Here is a 17,925-nt window from a genome sequence, read left to right as displayed (position 1 = left end):
TTCTTATCACTTCTTCATGAAATTTATATCTGGGGATTATTTTTAGGTAAAATGTTATGGGCGAAACTCTTTAAAAACTGACAAATATCATGTTTTATTTAAATACCTGTTAAAATTTATATTACTGATTAACAGTTGTTTAAATTGTATTTCCGCTCCTGATGTTAAAAAAAATTAAAATTATATTAAAAAAAGGTTAATATAGAAAACACAAAAATCGTCATGATTTGCGCAATCGATTACAATATGATTTTTGTGTTTTTTAGAAGATAATTTGAGAAGTAGCTAATCTCATATTGTTGTTTGAATTATTTAAAATTTAACCAAAAAACTGAATAATATGTCTTTTGAAAAAGTAGCAACATCTGGTTTTCTTATTCGTAAAAAGCTTGCTGTGTTATTTCTTTTCTCTTCGGTAGCTGTTTTTGCACAGCAGGGTAAAGAAGTGACTGGAAAAATTACAAACGATAAGAAAGCTCCATTGTCAAACATCGTGGTCAAGGAAGCAGAAACAGAAAACTCTGTTACCACCGATGCAGACGGAAACTTTAGCATTACTCTACAGAAAGATCAGTCTTCGCTTGCCGTTGAAAACGAAGGGTATGAATTTCTGACAATCCCTATTGATAACCGTACCTTTATCAACATTCCTCTGAAAGACGAGAAAATCAAAAGTATTGAGCAGGTTGTTCTGGTGGGATACGGAAGCGTAAAGAAAACCGATCTTACGGGTTCTGTAAATACATTAAGCGCAGAAAAAATTGTAGAAAGAAATACGACAAGCCCACTTGAGGCAATACAGGGAAGTATGCCGGGAGTACAGATCAGTTCAAACTCCGGAAGAGTGGGAGATGGTTTTAAAATGACCATCAGAGGAAGCAACTCATTAATCTCTTCCGGAAACCCTTTGTACGTTGTGGATGGCGTTCCGACAGATAATATCGACTTTCTGAATCCTCAGGATATTGCGAGAATGGACGTGCTGAAAGATGCGTCTTCAGCTGCCATTTACGGTTCGAGAGGCGCCAGTGGTGTTGTTCTTGTCACTACTAAGAACGGAGCAACTGCAAAATCAGGAATCAATGTCTCTCTTGAAACGTCTTATGGTGTGAGAACTGCCGCAAGATTGCCCAAAATGATGTCGGGAACAGAGTGGTGGAATTTTCATCAGGCAGCGTATCTGAGTGCAAACCCGAATAATCAGACACCCGCAGCATTGGCTGCTTTAGCAGGAAACCAAAGTCCTCTATTGGTTCAAAGAGCGAATAATGGATATAACTTTGATTGGTATGATGCGGTACTGCAGCCAGGTACAATGCAAAATCATTACATTAACATATCGGGTAGATCTGAAGGCGGATTAGGCTATAATTTATCCTTTGGTGTTCAGGGAAATGATGGAATTATTGATAATGATTCTAATGATAAATACACTTTTAAATTAGGCTTAAACCATAAAATCAACAGTAAATTTTCTACCGGAGCGAACTTAACTGTTGCCAGAACCATAACCGAGTACGGAAGTGATTTGGCGATGAGATCGGCGTTCAGTTTTAGCCCCCTCATATCTCCTTATGCTGTCGATGCGCAAGGTAATGATATCGAAAGTCAGTTGTTTTTACTTCCGGGTAAACTCACTTATCCCGATGGAAGCTGGGCAATCAATAAAACCAGTACAATAAATCCGTTGCTGGAAATTGCCAACTCCAGACAAACCGAAAGAATCTGGCAGGCCTTAGGGAACGTATTTTTCCAGTATCAGCCAAAAAAATGGTTGTCATTTAAGACAACATTCTCCGGCGGTTTTGCAAACAGTACTTTCGGAATATCCAACTCAGCACAAACCAATGCGGGAATTGCGCTTAACAACAAGAATTCTTCATCTGTCGCAAAAAGCGAGAATTTTAATTATACTTGGGATAATCAAGTCGATTTAAAACACACATTTAATGACGCTCATGATGTGAGTGTGTTATTGCTGCAAAGTTTGTATTCCAATACCGATGAATTTTTCTATTCTTCTTCAAATGGAATGCCTTTCGACATGGGTATCTATGGCGGTATATTTGGAACACCAACAAGTTTTCAATTGAGAGATCCGGCACTCACGTCACCTTACATGAAAAGAACTCTGAACTCTTATGCAGTAAGGGTTAATTATGGTTTTAAAGATAAATACCTACTTACGGCATCCTCAAGATGGGATGGTTCTTCTGTGTTATCGACCAATAATAAATGGACGGTTTTTCCTTCCGTAGCTCTAGGTTGGAAGATCAACAAAGAATCCTTTCTAGAGAATGTTAATGCTGTCTCAGATTTAAAACTGAGAGCAAGTATTGGTTATACCGGTAATGATAATGTTGCCCCTTATCAGTCATTAGCCCTTCTTGATCAGCAGACATTTTATGCAAATAACAATGTCTTGGTTCCGGGATTGCAAACCTCAAGTCTTTCTAATCCCAATTTGACATGGGAAAAGACAAGGGAATTGAATTTTGGGATCGATTTCGGATTTCTGAAAAATAGAATTACAGGTACAGTTGATGTCTACGACAGGCTTTCAGAAAACCTGATCTACAGACAGCAACCACCAGCAGAAATGGGATACAAGCAGACTTATGCGAATGTGGGATCTGTGAGTAACAAGGGAGTCGAGGTTTTATTGGTGACAAAAAACATTAAAAGCAGCCTTGTAAATTGGGAAACAACATTTACTTTCACGAAGAACGTAAACAGATTGGAATCAATTTACAATCAGGACGTCGTAAGTGATATCGGAAATAATTTGATTTTAGGGTCAAGTTTAAATCCTAATTTCAACTACGTTTTTGATGGGGTTTGGCAGGAGAGTGAAGCTGCACAAGCAGCGTCTTACGGTATGGCGCCAGGGCAGGCAAGACCAAAAGACCTCAACGGTGACGGGAAGTTTAATGCCAACGACAGAACGGTTATCGGCAGCTCAGTTCCGAAATGGCAGGGAAGTTTTTACTCACGGCTTACCGTAGGGAAATTTGACTTTAATTTCTCAATCATTACAAGTCAGGGACAAACGGTGTTGAGTACATTCCATCAAAATTTTGCTGACGTTTCAGACCGAGGCCGCCAAAAAATGGCAATGGATTATTTTGTACCTACCAACAGCGCAGGCCTTGCATCGAATGCCAATAATTCTAACCCAAGACCGGGGCCGGTAGGAAGCGGTGCAGGTGCTTTCTGGGGAACAGGTTTCGCATATTACAGAGATGTTTCTTTTACTAAAGTGAAAAATATTTCTTTAGGATACACTTTTGATTCTGATTTCCTTCAGAAGATTAAGATGAGTAGTTTGAGATTGTATGTTAATGTTTTAGATCCATTTGTGTTTACAAAATTTGATGGTTACGATCCTGAATGGGCTGCTGCTAATATGGGAATCAACAGACCTGCTGCAATTACAACTCAATTGGGACTGAGTGCTAAATTTTAAAAAAAAATCATGAAAAAAATAATATTAACCCTAGTTTTTGCCACTTCACTTTTCAATTCTTGCAATGATTTTATTGAAGAAGAAAGTTTGGCTTTTGCTCCTGCTGACGAAGCTTTCAAAACAGCAGCGGGCTATCAGTTACTTGTCAATTCCAACTATGCCTGGTTAAAAGGTATTTATGGTGGAGATCCATGGCTCTTCGTGGCGGGTACAGACATGTATGCAGAAGGTAGAACTCCGGAACCAGCAGGTCTGAGCCAGTATACACAGCTGATTCCGGCTTCTGAAGGGGTGGATCAGTTGTATGTATCTTGTTATCAGTTAATTCAATCTGTTAATAAGACGGTTTATTATTCCACTCTTACGGAGCAAACACCATCAGTTCCAATGATGGTTGGTGAAGCAAGATTTTTAAGAGCTAATGCATATTTTCTACTTGTGCAAACCTATGGTGGTGTGCCGATTGTAGAAGAGAATTTTATCACGCCGGTTTTGAAGTTTGACAGAAATACGGCTCCCGAGGTATATACCTATATTATAAAAGAATTAGAAGCTTCATTAGCTGCTGTGGGAATTGCTAATTATGCAACCAGTGGAAGAGTCAATAAAAAAGCAGTTAACGATCTTTTGGCTAAAGTTTATCTTACAAGAGGTTACGAAACCTTCGGCTTGCCTACAGATTTTACAAAAGCAGCTGAATACGCTGAAGCAGCAATTGCAGGCCAGGCTCTTACGATGACTCCGGCACAGCTTTCCTCTCCGGGACCTTCAAGTGAACTTGGTCCGGAAACAATTTTTTCGGTGCAGTACGATTTACAGTCAACAACTACATCTCCAACAACATTAGGAAATAAGCAGTTTTACTACTTTAGCTCTTACCTTGGTGGAGCAGAAACACAGGGGAATGCACCTTTAAGAAGTTATAACCTTTGCCCAACCAAGTACGCAATCGATTTATTTAAACAAGGAGATCTAAGATGGGAATCTACTTTTATGAACATTGTATATGAAAGATATTACGATTTCTTCAGAGTAGCAGATAAGTCGACACTAAAAATTAAACATTTTTATGAGCCTTCATGGTATACTGCAGCAGATAAAACGACCTGGATGACTGCCAATACATCAAAATTGGCAACCGGATTTGTTTATCATGATAAAGGAACGTATGATGCGGCTTATACTTTGGTGAAAAATATAGATTACCAGACCATTCCAGTGAAGAAGTTTGATGATCCTGCATTAACGACCCCGGCAAGCACAGGTCCTGTAAGTACTAGAGATATTATTATTTCGAGACTTGCCGATACCTATCTTATCGCTGCTGAAGCTTATCTGAAAGCAGGAAATTCAGCAACCGGTTTAGCGAGATTAAATGCAGTAAGAGCAAGAGCCGGAGTTGCTAATGCATCACTTGCTGAATTTAACATCAATTATATACTTGATGAAAGAGGTAGAGAAATGCTGGGTGAATACAACCGATGGTTTGATCTGAAACGTACAGGAACATTGGTTTCAAGAGCCGTTCAGTATAATTATAAAATCCCAAATGCGAGCAATTTTAATGGAAATAATGGAGTTCAGAAGATTTTAAGACCTATCCCACAGACGGTGATTGATTTGAATCAAAACAAAGCGTTTCCGCAAAATCCGGCATATTAAATAAATATCCAAAAGAGGTAATGCTGACATTACCTCTTTTTCTTTTAAATCTGAAATTTAATGCAATAGTTTTTCAGCATTGTAGCAGAATCAATATTTGAATAGCAATTTTTTTATTTTTTCACTATTATTTTGCGATAATGTAAAGTAAAACATGATTTTTATTCAAAAAAAAATTATATTTGTGGAAAAATAAATAATCCCTACCGGAAATGAAACGACTTTTCTATTTTATTTTACTTATAGCAGGTATCTCTTCTGTTCACTCATGTAAAGACATGGTTAATGAAGAAGGTGACCCCCTTATTGATTTAAACCAATCTAGTGGCTTTAATGGTCCAAGAGCTTTGTTCAGAGAAATCACGGATTCTGATACCATAGCAGAATATCGTTATAACGGCTTGCTTTTGTCAAGAGTTATCACAGATAAATATTCTGCAGCTAATGTGATGTGGAGTGGTGATAAAATCAGTCAGATTGATTTCAAAGGTCACTTAGATAATGATGGTGACGGAATACTTGATGATGACAGTATTGTTTACACTCAATTATTTACCTACGGAAACTTAGGAAGATTAACGATCATTTCAGAAAACAGATCTACATATAAAAGAACACCAGCTGTTCCTCCTACAACACCTGCAGGACCATATACGCTGGATTCAAAAATAAAAGCATTGTATGATTTAACTTACAGCGCTACAACAGGCAAACTGGATGTCATCAACATGAAAAACGGTCCTGATGCGGTAGGAGTACCTTTCGAATATAAAGATTATTCTAAATCATGGTATACTTATCTGGGAGATAATGTTTCAAAAGTAGAAAGACATTATGGTAAAATTAATGCTGGTGTCAATGGCACTCCTATTGAGAAATTTGGATACGAATTTTTGAATTACGATTCTCAAATCAATCCATATACGCTTCTTCCGTTTGCATATAAAGTTTCTACACTTCTGGCAACCGACTACGAGGATAACAGATCTTTTATTTTATCTCCTAACAGTCCGAAGAGAGTATCTATAACAGATCTTATGCAAGTAATTCCGACTGCGGTAATTTTCTCTACCGATTACAGATATGATTTACAGACTTATATGATTAAAGGTTTCGGAGTAAATTATATCTATAAACCGATGTAATTCTTCAATCTAAAAATATTTTAAACTCAATTCTGCACAGGATTGAGTTTTTTATTTTATAACTCTTAATTTTGCAAAAAATTTCTCATGAAATATTTAATTGTCGGGCTGGGCAACAAAGGTCCGGAATATGAAAATACCCGTCACAATATAGGTTTTAAAGTTGCTGAGAAAATAGCAGAAAGCCTTGATGTGTCCTTTAACACTACCAATTTCGGATGGATGGCGGAGGGTAAATACAAAGGCAGAAAAGTTTTTATATTGAAGCCGGACACGTATATGAATTTATCAGGAAATGCCGTAAAATTCTGGATGCAGAAAGAAAATATTCCTTTAGAGAATGTGATGATTGTAACAGATGATCTGGCGTTGCCATTTGGAACATTAAGAATGAAGATGAAAGGCTCTGATGCAGGTCATAACGGTCTGAAAAGCGTTCATGAGAGTTTGCAGACCCAGAATTACGCGAGACTTAGATTCGGAATTTCAGCAGAGTTCTCGGAAGGAAGACAGGTAGATTATGTTTTAGGAACATGGAACGAAGAAGAAACAGAGAAACTTGGAGAAAGAATTGAAAAATTTTCCAAAGCCTGTCTGTCATTTGTTTTCGCCGGAATCGGAAATACAATGTCGGCCTTCAACGGGAAATAATTTCTGAAACGTATTGGTATCTGAGATAAAAAATTCAGGCTGGAGCTTTGCTCCAGCCTGAATCAATAAAAATAATCAATATCTTATAACCAAGTGACAACACCGGTTTCTACATCGTAATTGGCTCCAACTATTTTAATTTTGCCTTCTTCCTCAAGTCTTTTCAGAGTTGAGCTTTGTTTACGGATGTCATCAATAGCATTTTTTACGTTATGCTGATTCAATCTCTCAAGAAGTGAAGCATTTGCAGAAGAGCGTTCTTCGCCGTCTTCAATGATTGTTTTAATAATTGGGTCAAAATGATCAATTAGATGGTTAAGGTTATCCATGCCCATCCCTTCTATTTTAGCAGCATCTAATCCGCCTTTTAATGCGCCACATTTTGTGTGTCCTAATACAACAACAAGCTTAGAGCCTGCTACGTTGCATCCAAATTCCATTGACCCTAAAATATCCTGATTGACAAAGTTTCCAGCAATTCTGATGCTGAAAACATCTCCTAATCCCTGGTCAAATATCAATTCCGCTGAAGTACGGCTGTCGATACAGCTTAAGACTACGGCAAACGGCCATTGGCCTTCACGTGTAGCGTTTACTTGTTCTAGAAGATCTCTGTTTGCTTTAAGGTTACCCACAAATCTCTGATTTCCTTCTTTTAAAAATTCTAATGCTTTTTCAGGGGTAATAGTAGATTGTGTTTCAGATGTATGTGCTTTCATACTGTATATTTTTTGAATTATATTTAAATTTAAAATTGATCGTTTATCTTTACATTGCTCTCTTGTGAGTAATGACAATGTGGGAGTCTTCATCGGTTTCATAATCTCGGTATGAGGTTTTGAAGCCCATAAGTTCTACATTAATATCTTCTTCTTTCGCTCTGATATTGGCAAAATCCTGTATCATTTCCAAAACATCGGTTGCAATGTACGATGTCGTTGTTGCATCAATGATGATGGTAGAATTTGGCTTAATATTTTTCAAGGTCTTTTTAATTGCAGCTTTATTTAAGAAAGAAACTTCTTCAGCCAATTTGATCGTGATTCCGTCTGCGTCATTTAGTTTTTCTCTGCTCAGATAATAGGCACGCTTCATATTTCCCTGAAGGATATAGAAAACTGATATTGCCAAACCAATTCCTACACCTTTTAAAAGATCAGTCGCAACAATCGCAACGACAGTTGCCACAAAAGGAATAAACTGGAATTTTCCAAGATCCCAAAAATGCTTAAATGTCGCAGGTTTTGCCAATTTATATCCTACTAAAAGTAATACCGCAGCCAGTGTCGCCAACGGAATTAAATTTAATAGAAACGGAATTGTAAGTACGCAGACTAATAGTAGAAAGCCATGAATCATTGCTGAAGCTTTAGAAGTTGCACCCGCATTAGCATTTGCAGAACTTCTTACAACTACTGATGTCATTGGAAGTCCTCCAATTAATGAACTTACTAAGTTTCCTATTCCCTGAGCTTTCAGTTCGAGATTAGTATCTGTTGTTCTTCTCTGGACATCTAATCTATCTGATGCTTCTATACAAAGTAATGTTTCAACTGATGCTACAACTGCGATGGTTGCTCCGGCAAGCCAGACTTTGTAGTTGGTAAAGCCGTTAAAATCCGGCATTGTAATCAAATTCTTAAAATCTTCCAAAGTTTTTGGCACTGGTAGAGGCACTAAATGTTCAGAGCCAATTGCTAAAGAGCTTCCTGATAATTTAAATGCTTCATTCATTAAAATCCCTGCAACAACAGCAACCAAAGCACCAGGAAGCATCTTCATTCTTTTTAAAAACGGAATGTGATCCCATGCAAGTAAAATGCCTATGGAAACCAAGGTTATTATCAGTGCGCCCGGTTGTATGGCTCCCAATAATTCTGTGAAATATCCGAAATTCAATCCTTTATCAAAGATTGATTCATGACCCTCATAATCTTTATCGAATCCAAGTGCGTGTGGAATTTGTTTTAAAATAATAATAATACCAATTCCGGCAAGCATTCCTTCAATAACATTATTAGGGAAATAATTGGAAATACTACCGGCTCTTATAAATCCTAAAACCAACTGAATAAGCCCTGCAATAATACCTGCACAAAGGAAAAGTTCAAATGCGCCAAGGTCGGTAATTGCAGTCAAAACAATTGCGGTAAGCCCTGCGGCAGGACCGGAAACAGATATATTTGAATTACTGATGGCTCCGATGACCAGACCGCCTACAATACCGGAAATGATTCCTGATAAGGGTGGTGCTCCGGATGCTAAAGCAATTCCTAAACACAGGGGAAGAGCTACTAAGAATACTACTAGACCCGAAGGGAAGTTCTCTTTGATTTCTCCAAAGAAAGATTTTGATTTTTTCATGACAATTGAAAAATACGTTGATGTAAAATAATTAATCGATTAAAGTCAATCAATAACGATTGAGATTAATGTAGAAATATTCAAGATCAAGAATGATTTGAATAGTAAAATGGAGAATAACTAAGCTTCCGGAGGAGGAGAAAATATACTCAGTAAAGGGGATAGATGAAAATCGTCATCTATTAATGTGAAAGATCTGCCCTCAATATCAGGTTCAAAGAACTTAAGATAATCGTAAACATCTAAAGTTTTTGGAAGTGTTTTTTCGTAAACAGAAAATGGAGATGAGTAATGAGAATGGGTTTCTTCTTCGTTCACTATTACATTGGTTGTCATGATGTCCCAATCAGCAACCGCAGCAATGCTTGGCAATGCTGTGAAGTTGAGGACGATCATTAATGTAATAATACTCCAGAATTTCATTTACTCTTTTATTTTTTTTGAAAGATTATTTCTTTCGGCTCATCACCCAGTCAGAACTGGTCAGATTGTATATTTTTTGAATGTCTTTTAAGATTTTCTCAAAGTCAATCTCCAGATCAATAATTTTTCCCGTTCTAAGGTCAAATACCCAGCCATGCACTACGGGAAACTCATCGATGATATATCTTTCCTGTACACACGCCATTTTGATAACATTAATGCATTGCTCCTGAACATTCAGCTCTACAAGTCTGTCATAACGTTTTGCCTCGTCATCAATGGAATCTAGTTCAGCTTGGTGCAGTCTGTACACATCACGGATATTTCTCAACCAAGGATTTAATAATCCTAAATCCTGAGGCGTCATTGCAGCTTTTACGCCACCGCAATTGTAATGCCCGCATACGATAATGTGTTTTACCTTTAAATGTTCGACCGCATATTGAATAACGGCTGTGGAACTCATATCTAAAGTATTGACCACATTGGCGATATTTCTGGTTACAAAAACTTCACCCGGTTCTGTTCCCATCAATTCTTCTGCAGTTACCCTGCTGTCTGAACATCCGATATATAAATAGTCAGGATTCTGAGTTTTAGCTAAATCTTCAAAGAAGGTTGGATTTTTTGAGATTTTAGACTCTACCCATTTTCTGTTGTTTTCAAAAATAACTTTATACGATTGTGACATAAATCAGATTTAAATGATGGTTATTTATTTCGTTTAAATTATTTTCAAATTCAATAGACTGAATCAATAATTGTACAAAAATATAATTTTTAACGAATTTACAATCATTTTTAACACAATTTAATATAGATTAAATTACAGTAAAATGAATTATTCTACCCTATTATTGATATATCCTTCAGTAGCATCACTTTTAGGATATATTTTTGCCTTATTGCCTGCAACAATAGAATTGTCTGGTACATCACTGTTAACGTAAGAATTGGGCGCAATCAAAACATTGTTTCCTATCGTTATGCTTCCTACGATGACAGCGTTCGGTCCGATCCAGACATCGTTTCCGATGATGGGAAATCCTTCATTTTTACCTCTGTTTTGCTGTCCGATGGTAACGCCTTGAGCAATATTGCAGTTTTTACCAATTACTGCTTTTGGGTTGACCACCAAACTGCCCCAATGTCCCAGATACAAACCTTCCCCGATCTGCGTTTCCGGATAGATTTGAAATCCGTATTTAATTTGAAAATGTCTCAAAACAATCTTCCAATACAGTCCTAAAATAGGAGTTTTGTCAAATTTTTGTGCCTTTCTCAGAAGATAGATAAAGTGAAGGTTAGGATTGATGCATTTCAGTAAAATCTGAATGGGCGAAAGCCACTCACCACTTTCTCGGTAAAAATCTTTTTGTATAATAGAATAATTCTTGGGCATGCAGCAAATTTAAGGATTCTCTTTTGTTTTTATTGAAGGCTCTTTTTAATTTTAATCAAAATTAATTTCTTCAAATCCATGACTGGCATCTTTTCAAAACTTATTTGCATGAAGGATGATCGTGAAGACAATAGCAAAAAGCTAGCCGCCTCTACCCAAATCACAGCTCATCCAAAACTGAAACTATTCTGGCGACAGAATGATCAAGATTAAAAGGCATGGTGTAATTCTGAAGTTTTTCTGTATAAACCGAGAAAGATTCTGGTTGGGTTAAAGCTTTTTTCATTCCCAAATAAATTCCCTCTTCTGAGTTTTCTATGATCAGACCTAGTTCTCCATTATTCAACATTTCGTTAACACCTGAAACTTCTGTTGCGATGATTTTCTTTTTCAAGGTAATTGCTTCAAACAAAACTGTCGGGAAACCTTCATATCTAGAGCTTAAAATATAAAAATCCGAATTCTTAAAGTAAGGATAAGGATTGTCTGTGTAACCAAGCATAGTAGCGGTTTTATCAACACCCAATTCGGTTTTTAATTGTTTGATGTTTTCAAAATCATATCCATCACCTACAATCAGTATTTTATGATTAAAGCCTTCGTTAAGTAGTTTTTTGTGAACTTTCAGAAGTCTGTCGAAACCTTTTTGAGGGAAAACAGTTCCCACAGAAATAAAAGTCGGAATTTGGTCATCAAATTCATAATTAATTACCGGCTGTTGGGCTTTGGTCAGAATTTCTTCGGTATCCAGTGGATTATAAATTTTTACAATTTTTTGCTTTTCGATTTCATTTTGAGCTAAATTATGAAACAGCTGCTCAATTTTTTTTGAAATCACCATAATCGAATCGAATCCAAAAAACTTCCTAATCTCTTCATCGGTATATTCTTTGACCTGCGAAAGATCATTGTGAATCCAAATGATTTTTTTGGAAGAACGATTGGTTGAGTGAAGGATCTCATCTCGCATTCCGTGGATTGCCGCAAACTCAATATCGTATTTTTTATCTTTTAAAATGAGTGTATACAAAAGGTCTGGAAATTCTTTTAAAACCGTTTGGAAAATAACTCTAGCAGCCTTTTCCGGAATGTCCTGCAAGCGATTTGTAGTAATCATTTCACCTTTGTTGAGATGGATAACATTCACCCAATCCGGAACTTCATTCAGATATTTACCTGAATATAAGTTTAAAAGCAGATCAATTTCGTACTTATCTTTCGGAAGATTTTTGAGGAAGGTTACCAATACTTTTTCTGCGCCACCGTGACGAAGAGAACCAATGCGAATGAGGATTTTTTTCTTTTCGATCATTTATTTTCTAACGTGTTTATAAGTGTATGGAAGATGCTCTTTGATGTAAGCATCCAATTTAGGACGAAATGGCTCAAGTTCTCTGGGATACATTACGTTGTCACTTAATAGTTTATCACCATATTCTTCTAAGGTACAGATGAATTTTGCGGGTACTCCCGCATAAACGCTTCCTTTAGGCATTGAAGTTGTCAAAATTGATCCAGCACCTAATACACAGTTGTCCTGGATCTCAACGCCAGGCATTATGATAGAGTCGGCTCCTATAAGACATTGTTTTCCTATTTTGATTCTGCCAAAAGTTCTCACATCTTTATATTTTTCAAAAAAGTGTAAAGCATTCTGTCCCCCATCGTGATTCACAAATCGAATATTATTTGAAAAAGTGGTGTCATCGCCAATCTCTATTAAAAAAGGTTCTGTTCCAAATTCCGGAACTTCTACAAATCGTACATTTTTGCCAACTTTCAAACCCTTTGCAATGCATACCTTTAAATAAATCTTTTGAATCATGTAGTGGTATAAGTTATGCAATTTGAGAATTAATCGATATAAAAAAAGCATTTCTAATTTTTTACTAAGTTAAGAATGATATTTTCAACAGCATCAAAGATTTTTTTATTATCAAACTGTTTTTCAATATTCATTATATTTTTTTGAATGGTAAAAACGAATTCTGGTTCTGAAAGAAACTTTTTCATCGCCTTATACATTTCCTGGGTGTCATACTTGATGAGATAGCCTGTCTCTTCATGATTGATCATTTCGGGAATTCCACCTACATTGGTTGAAATAATGGGTTTTTGAAGAATTAGTGAATCAGCGATGATTAGTGGCCAGCTTTCTGACTCAGAAGGCAGAATAAAGAAATCTGCATTTTTTACATAAGGATAGGGGTTCAGCAATGATCCTAAAAACTCAAAACTTTTGGTTACTCCTAAACTTTCTACTTGTTTTTTTAAATTTTCCTTTTCATCACCATCGCCTATCACAATAATATGATGGTCAAAACCATCTCTCAATAGTTGGGCGTGTGCGTCTATCAATTTATGAAACCCTTTGCGGCTATGAAGCCGAGCTACAGAAACGAAAACTGGCTTATCTGGAAATTCTGGCACAAAAGCTTCAGCCTTTCTTTTCAGTTCTTCGATAGGAATTGCATTTAGTATAACCTGATTCTGAGGGATTTTTAAGTTAGGGTAGGTTTCAATCAAAATGTCTTTAGTCTGTTGAGATCCAAAAATAAAATAATCAAACTGAGGAATTTGCATTAAAATACCCGGAACTAACGGCTGCAGTTTTGGGAGTGTAATATCCGAATGAAACCAGCCTATTTTTTTTGAATCCTTGTTGATAGAATTTAGAACCGAAGAAAATGCAGCGTATGTAGGAGCAATTTCAACATCAAATTTTTCTTGTAATAATTTGTCTGCAACTTCTGGGTTTTTTTGTGCATTTTGAAGTTGTAGCTTTCTTTTGGCCAGCTGTAATTTTTGGATGAAAGAATTTTTAGAAAAATCTTCTTTTCCGTGTGCAATAAAGACTTTTCTAACATGTTCCGGAAATTCATTTCTAAGCTCGCCTTGATTGATATTTAGACAAATTGTCATCTCAAATTGCTCTTTATTAAGGTTATTGAGCATGCTTAGAATCACTTTTTCAACACCGCCCATTTCCATAGAGCGATGTCTGAAGAGAACTTTTGTTTTTTTCTGATATGACATTAACCAAATAATTTTTGTAGAATGAGTAATATTTTTTTTTGGATGCGGAAGGATATTTTATTTTGGTACTCTAGTAAGTCAAAAATTTCTTGAGAATTACTATAGTTTTCTGGAATACCTTTTCCGTTAATAGATTGTAATTTTCTCCGTTTCATAGCTAGCCAGATTGCAAGGCCATAATATTCGTAGGATTTTTTCTTGTTTTCATTCTGAGAAATTCCTCCAGGATGTGATCTATACAAATAATCTGTCTGATTAATAAATGCTACTTTTCCTGATTCGTACATTTTGAAGTAGAGATCCTGGTCTTCGGCAATTTTTAATTCAGGATTCATCTTTTCTCCTTTCATATAAACATCTCTTCTGAAAGCTACAAAAGGAGCTATTTGAATTGGAAAGTTAAAAAATGTTTTCTGTCCGTTAGGAACCTGCATTGCAGATTTAAAATTTTTCAACGGCTGTAGATTTTCATCACATTTTACGAGCCTTGAGTAGGTAAGAACAACATCCTTCTTCTTTTCTAAAATATCTACTGCCGATTGCAGAGCATTGGGTTTAATAGCATCATCAGGATCTAAATATCCACAAATACTACCTGTAGCCAGTTCTATAAGCTTTCTTTTGGTAACTCCAACACCAGAATTTTCTTTATTTTCAAATAACTTGAATCTGCTGTCTGAGCCGATCGTGTTTTTTATTAGTTCAAGAGAATTATCTGTAGAACAGTCATCCAATATAATGACTTCCCAATTTTTATAATTCTGACTTATAATCGAATCATAACAGTCTTTAAAAAACCTTCCATTGTTATAATTGGCTATGAGTACTGAAAATATCATCGTATAATTGGATTTTTAAGGATAATTGTATACAAAGATAATTATTCTTAAAAATTATAAATAAGATAAAAATCTTTATTTTTGTGATACTAAAATAAGCACTGTGAGTGAAATAGCAAGAGTTTTCAAGACATTTATCGGATATCTTAAAAGGCCCGATCTTTATCCAGAATTGGGAAGGAAAATTTTAAAAAATACCGTTAATAGAAATAATGCATTCAAAGGCAAAGCGAAAACTCATTCCTGGGCGTCATCAAAAGCAGTTTCACAGAAAGAAGCTATTTCTCAACTCTTTTCATTAGATAGTTCTTTGTTCAGGAAAGATTTTGAAGAAATTTTAATACAGTCATTAAATAAAGAAAAAGAATGCCCAATAAAAATGGGTGGTCCCGGAGCTTTAGAATTAATTTATTTTGCCTGTGAATTCACTAAGGCACAAAATGTTGTAGAAACTGGTGTTGCTTACGGTTGGTCATCATTGGCATCACTGCTTTCGCTCAAAAAAAGAAATGGAATTCTGTATAGTTCAGATATGCCGTATCTAGGACAAAATGGTGATCAGTATGTGGGTTACGTAGTTCCTGAAGATCTAAAGAGAAACTGGAAATTATTTCGTTTTGCAGATAAAGAATCTCTACCTAAGATTTTCGGTGAAGGTAAAAAATTTGATGTTGTTCATTATGATTCAGACAAAAGCTATAACGGAAGAGTATGGGCATATCATGAACTTTATAGTAATCTGAGAAAAGGCGGCGTCTTTATTAGTGATGATATCGGTGATAATTCTGCATATCAGGACTTTTGTGAAACGAATAGAATTGAAACTACTGTTGTGGAGTTTGAAGGTAAATTTGTTGGTGTATTTATTAAATAATATTCTTTTTGTAATAGTGAAGGTTTTTTGAAAGACTTTATTGATACTTAATTTCTGAAAATGATAGAAGATACTAAAAGGATTGAAAGACCTCTTGTAAGTGTTTGCACATTGACTTACAATCAGCAGGATTTTATAAAGCAAACTGTAGAAAGTCTGTTAATGCAGGAAACAAACTTTGAATACGAAGTGGTAATTTCTGATGATGGATCTACTGATGATACCATACAGATTATCTACGAAATTATTAGATCACATGAAAAAGGATACAGAGTAAAACTTCTGGCGCATGAAAATATGGGCGTTTTGCCCAATTACATATATACTTTTAAACAATGTAGTGGGAAATATATTGCTTTTTGTGAAGGTGATGATTATTGGACAGATTCTGAAAAGCTTCAAATACAGGCAGATTTTTTAGAGATAAATGAAGAGTATGCAATTTGTTTTCACAAAGTAAATAAACTGACTGATGATTTGGTACTGACCGAATGGCCAACAGATAATTTTGAAAAAACCTATACCGTAAAAGATCTTGCTGCCGGACCATTGATGTATACACCAACTGTAATGCTTAGATCTGAGCACATCTATATCCCCGATTGGTATGTTGATGCACCTCTATTCGATTATCCTTTACAAATGATGGTAGCACGCAAAGGGAAAATAAAATATTTGCCTTTAAATATGGCAAACTACCGTGTGGGAACAGGGATTTGGACTTCCGATAACGGGAACAGACAGATGAAGAAACTGCAAAAATTGATTTCTCTGTTACAAATTGAATTTGTAAATGATCATGAAATCTTTAAGATATTATCTGAAAGAAACAAGCAGTATACCTTTGAGATTCTTGAACATCAGTTTTATCTGGATTTGTATCAGCAAAAAATAGATTTTTCTAAAATAAGTTTTGCTACAACACTGAAACTAGTCTTCAATAAACTGAAGTCTAAATTTTTTTAAGAATTTACCTAAAATTAATGTTGTACAAACCCGAGCGGATGCTTTGATAATCTACAATCAGATATTTAAGAATCATCATCCATTTTTTCATGGGAGATGCATTAGCGATTTCCCAGCTGCGGTGTGTTCGCCTTATATGATTTTTAATATGCTGTGGCATTGTGCTTTCATCTTCCGCCCAGTCATTAACCTCCTTCCAGAGTAAAACTTTTGAGATAGCAGGCTTTATCATTTTCGTATCAACCTGTGTAATTCTGTTATTGCTGTGTACACCTCGTACCGCAACGGCTTTGTCTAAAATTCCCGGATAAAAATTCAGATAATAAGAACTTCTGAATAAAAATTCAGTATCCTGATGAAGTCTTAAATGCGTCTTGAATAAAGGATTTACTTTTTCTATGAGAGCCTCCTTTCGTATTGTTAAAGCGTCAATACTAAAAAGCCCGAAACTCCCTTTCATATTTAGCTGTCCGGGGAAGACATCACTAGGATCATGTTTTTTATACACCGTCGTCAGTCTGTCTCCGAAAATCTGATAATATTGCTGTTTTGCTTCTTCAGAATAATAATGTACACCCAGCGCTCCGTATACAGCATCAACTTCAGGGTTTTTAAACAGCTCCCTTTCTGCATCAAATCTGTTGGGAAGGAAATAATCATCTGCATCTAAAAATGCAATAAAGTCTCCTGTAGATTTTTCTATCGCCAAATTTCTGCTCGCTCCGGCACCATGATTTGCTTTGTCAGGATGCTGAAAAAGCTTTACTTTAAAGTGCTTATCTGCTAATTTCTCGCAGACTTCCAATGCATTATCAGGAGATTGATCTTCGACCAATATTATTTCAGAAACATCCTCAAATTGAAGAGCCGATTCTACAGCCTTAGTAATATATTTCTCAGCATTATAGACAGGTATGATAACGGATATTTTCATTAAAAACGGAAGGCTTTAAATTTGAGTTTTTATCTATTGGTAATTTTTTTAAATGAGGAAGTCGCGAGGAGTTGTTATAACTACAGCATCTCCAAAATGGTCTATGCAAATGTAAGAAGATAATAAAGAGGAACAATTCTGATTATTCTATTTTGTAAAATGG

16 protein-coding genes are annotated in these 17,925 nt (G+C 35.8%); 6 read left to right on the top strand and 10 right to left on the bottom strand.

Features of this window, described 5'->3' with window-relative positions; all coding sequences use genetic code 11:
- Positions 1–340: 340 nt before the first annotated feature.
- From AR685_RS07720 to pth, 4 genes are all read left to right on the top strand, one after another.
- Positions 341–3,466: a SusC/RagA family TonB-linked outer membrane protein gene (locus tag AR685_RS07720; RefSeq protein ID WP_059124220.1), complete on the top strand. Its 3,126-nt coding sequence runs from the start codon at positions 341–343 to the stop codon at positions 3,464–3,466.
- Positions 3,467–3,475: 9 nt separating this feature from the next.
- Positions 3,476–5,128 (top strand): RagB/SusD family nutrient uptake outer membrane protein, encoded by a 1,653-nt coding sequence (locus AR685_RS07715; RefSeq protein WP_047443118.1) that lies wholly within the window; start codon positions 3,476–3,478, stop codon positions 5,126–5,128.
- 212 nt (positions 5,129–5,340) lie between these two features.
- Positions 5,341–6,273: a hypothetical protein gene (locus AR685_RS07710; protein ID WP_059124219.1), complete on the top strand. Its 933-nt coding sequence runs from the start codon at positions 5,341–5,343 to the stop codon at positions 6,271–6,273.
- Positions 6,274–6,360: 87 nt separating this feature from the next.
- A complete protein-coding gene (pth, locus tag AR685_RS07705) occupies positions 6,361–6,924 on the top strand; it encodes an aminoacyl-tRNA hydrolase (protein ID WP_047443116.1) in 564 nt (187 codons plus the stop codon).
- An 83-nt stretch (positions 6,925–7,007) separates the two neighbouring features.
- Here the strand turns inward: pth and AR685_RS07700 are convergent, their stop codons facing one another.
- The 9 genes from AR685_RS07700 to AR685_RS07660 all read right to left on the bottom strand — a co-directional run bounded on the left by AR685_RS07700 (position 7,008) and on the right by AR685_RS07660 (position 14,988).
- Positions 7,008–7,643 carry a carbonic anhydrase family protein gene (locus AR685_RS07700; RefSeq protein WP_047443115.1) on the bottom strand — a complete coding sequence of 212 codons (636 nt, stop codon included), beginning with the start codon at positions 7,641–7,643 and terminating at the stop codon, positions 7,008–7,010.
- A 49-nt stretch (positions 7,644–7,692) separates the two neighbouring features.
- A complete protein-coding gene (locus tag AR685_RS07695) occupies positions 7,693–9,288 on the bottom strand; it encodes a SulP family inorganic anion transporter (RefSeq protein ID WP_047443114.1) in 1,596 nt (531 codons plus the stop codon).
- A gap of 120 nt (positions 9,289–9,408) precedes the next feature.
- On the bottom strand, positions 9,409–9,711 hold the full coding sequence (locus tag AR685_RS07690) for a hypothetical protein (RefSeq protein WP_047443113.1): 303 nt from the start codon (positions 9,709–9,711) through the stop codon (positions 9,409–9,411).
- A 25-nt stretch (positions 9,712–9,736) separates the two neighbouring features.
- Complete coding sequence (locus AR685_RS07685) at positions 9,737–10,402, bottom strand: carbonic anhydrase (RefSeq protein ID WP_047443112.1); 666 nt, start codon at positions 10,400–10,402, stop codon at positions 9,737–9,739.
- Between the two features lie 150 nt (positions 10,403–10,552).
- Positions 10,553–11,113, bottom strand: coding sequence for a serine O-acetyltransferase (locus AR685_RS07680; protein WP_047443111.1), 561 nt, complete (start codon positions 11,111–11,113; stop codon positions 10,553–10,555).
- 160 nt (positions 11,114–11,273) lie between these two features.
- Complete coding sequence (locus AR685_RS07675; protein ID WP_047443110.1) at positions 11,274–12,425, bottom strand: glycosyltransferase; 1,152 nt, start codon at positions 12,423–12,425, stop codon at positions 11,274–11,276.
- Positions 12,426–12,938, bottom strand: coding sequence for an acyltransferase (locus AR685_RS07670; protein ID WP_228376409.1), 513 nt, complete (start codon positions 12,936–12,938; stop codon positions 12,426–12,428). It abuts the gene before it with no gap.
- Positions 12,939–12,991: 53 nt separating this feature from the next.
- The gene (locus AR685_RS07665) at positions 12,992–14,149 is read right to left on the bottom strand and encodes a glycosyltransferase (protein ID WP_059124218.1); all 1,158 of its coding nucleotides are present in this window, start codon (positions 14,147–14,149) and stop codon (positions 12,992–12,994) included.
- Positions 14,149–14,988, bottom strand: a complete 840-nt coding sequence (locus tag AR685_RS07660) for a glycosyltransferase family 2 protein (protein ID WP_059124217.1) — start codon at positions 14,986–14,988, stop codon at positions 14,149–14,151. The genes AR685_RS07665 and AR685_RS07660 overlap by 1 nt, the downstream gene beginning before the upstream one ends.
- 103 nt (positions 14,989–15,091) lie before the next feature.
- Between AR685_RS07660 and AR685_RS07655 the strand changes: the two genes are divergently transcribed.
- Together AR685_RS07655 and AR685_RS07650 are read left to right on the top strand one after the other, a co-directional pair.
- Entirely contained in the window at positions 15,092–15,862 is a 771-nt protein-coding gene (locus tag AR685_RS07655) for a class I SAM-dependent methyltransferase (protein ID WP_059124216.1), read from the top strand.
- Between the two features lie 60 nt (positions 15,863–15,922).
- Positions 15,923–16,828: a glycosyltransferase family 2 protein gene (locus AR685_RS07650; protein ID WP_059124215.1), complete on the top strand. Its 906-nt coding sequence runs from the start codon at positions 15,923–15,925 to the stop codon at positions 16,826–16,828.
- 4 nt (positions 16,829–16,832) lie between these two features.
- Here the strand turns inward: AR685_RS07650 and AR685_RS07645 are convergent, their stop codons facing one another.
- Positions 16,833–17,762, bottom strand: coding sequence for a glycosyltransferase family 2 protein (locus AR685_RS07645; RefSeq protein ID WP_059124214.1), 930 nt, complete (start codon positions 17,760–17,762; stop codon positions 16,833–16,835).
- Positions 17,763–17,925: the final 163 nt, after the last annotated feature.

Origin of the sequence: Chryseobacterium sp. JAH, assembly GCF_001507335.1 — a bacterium.
GTDB lineage: Bacteria > Bacteroidota > Bacteroidia > Flavobacteriales > Weeksellaceae > Chryseobacterium.
Note: the sequence above shows the minus strand (reverse complement) of the source record. Positions and strands in the feature narration are given on the sequence as shown.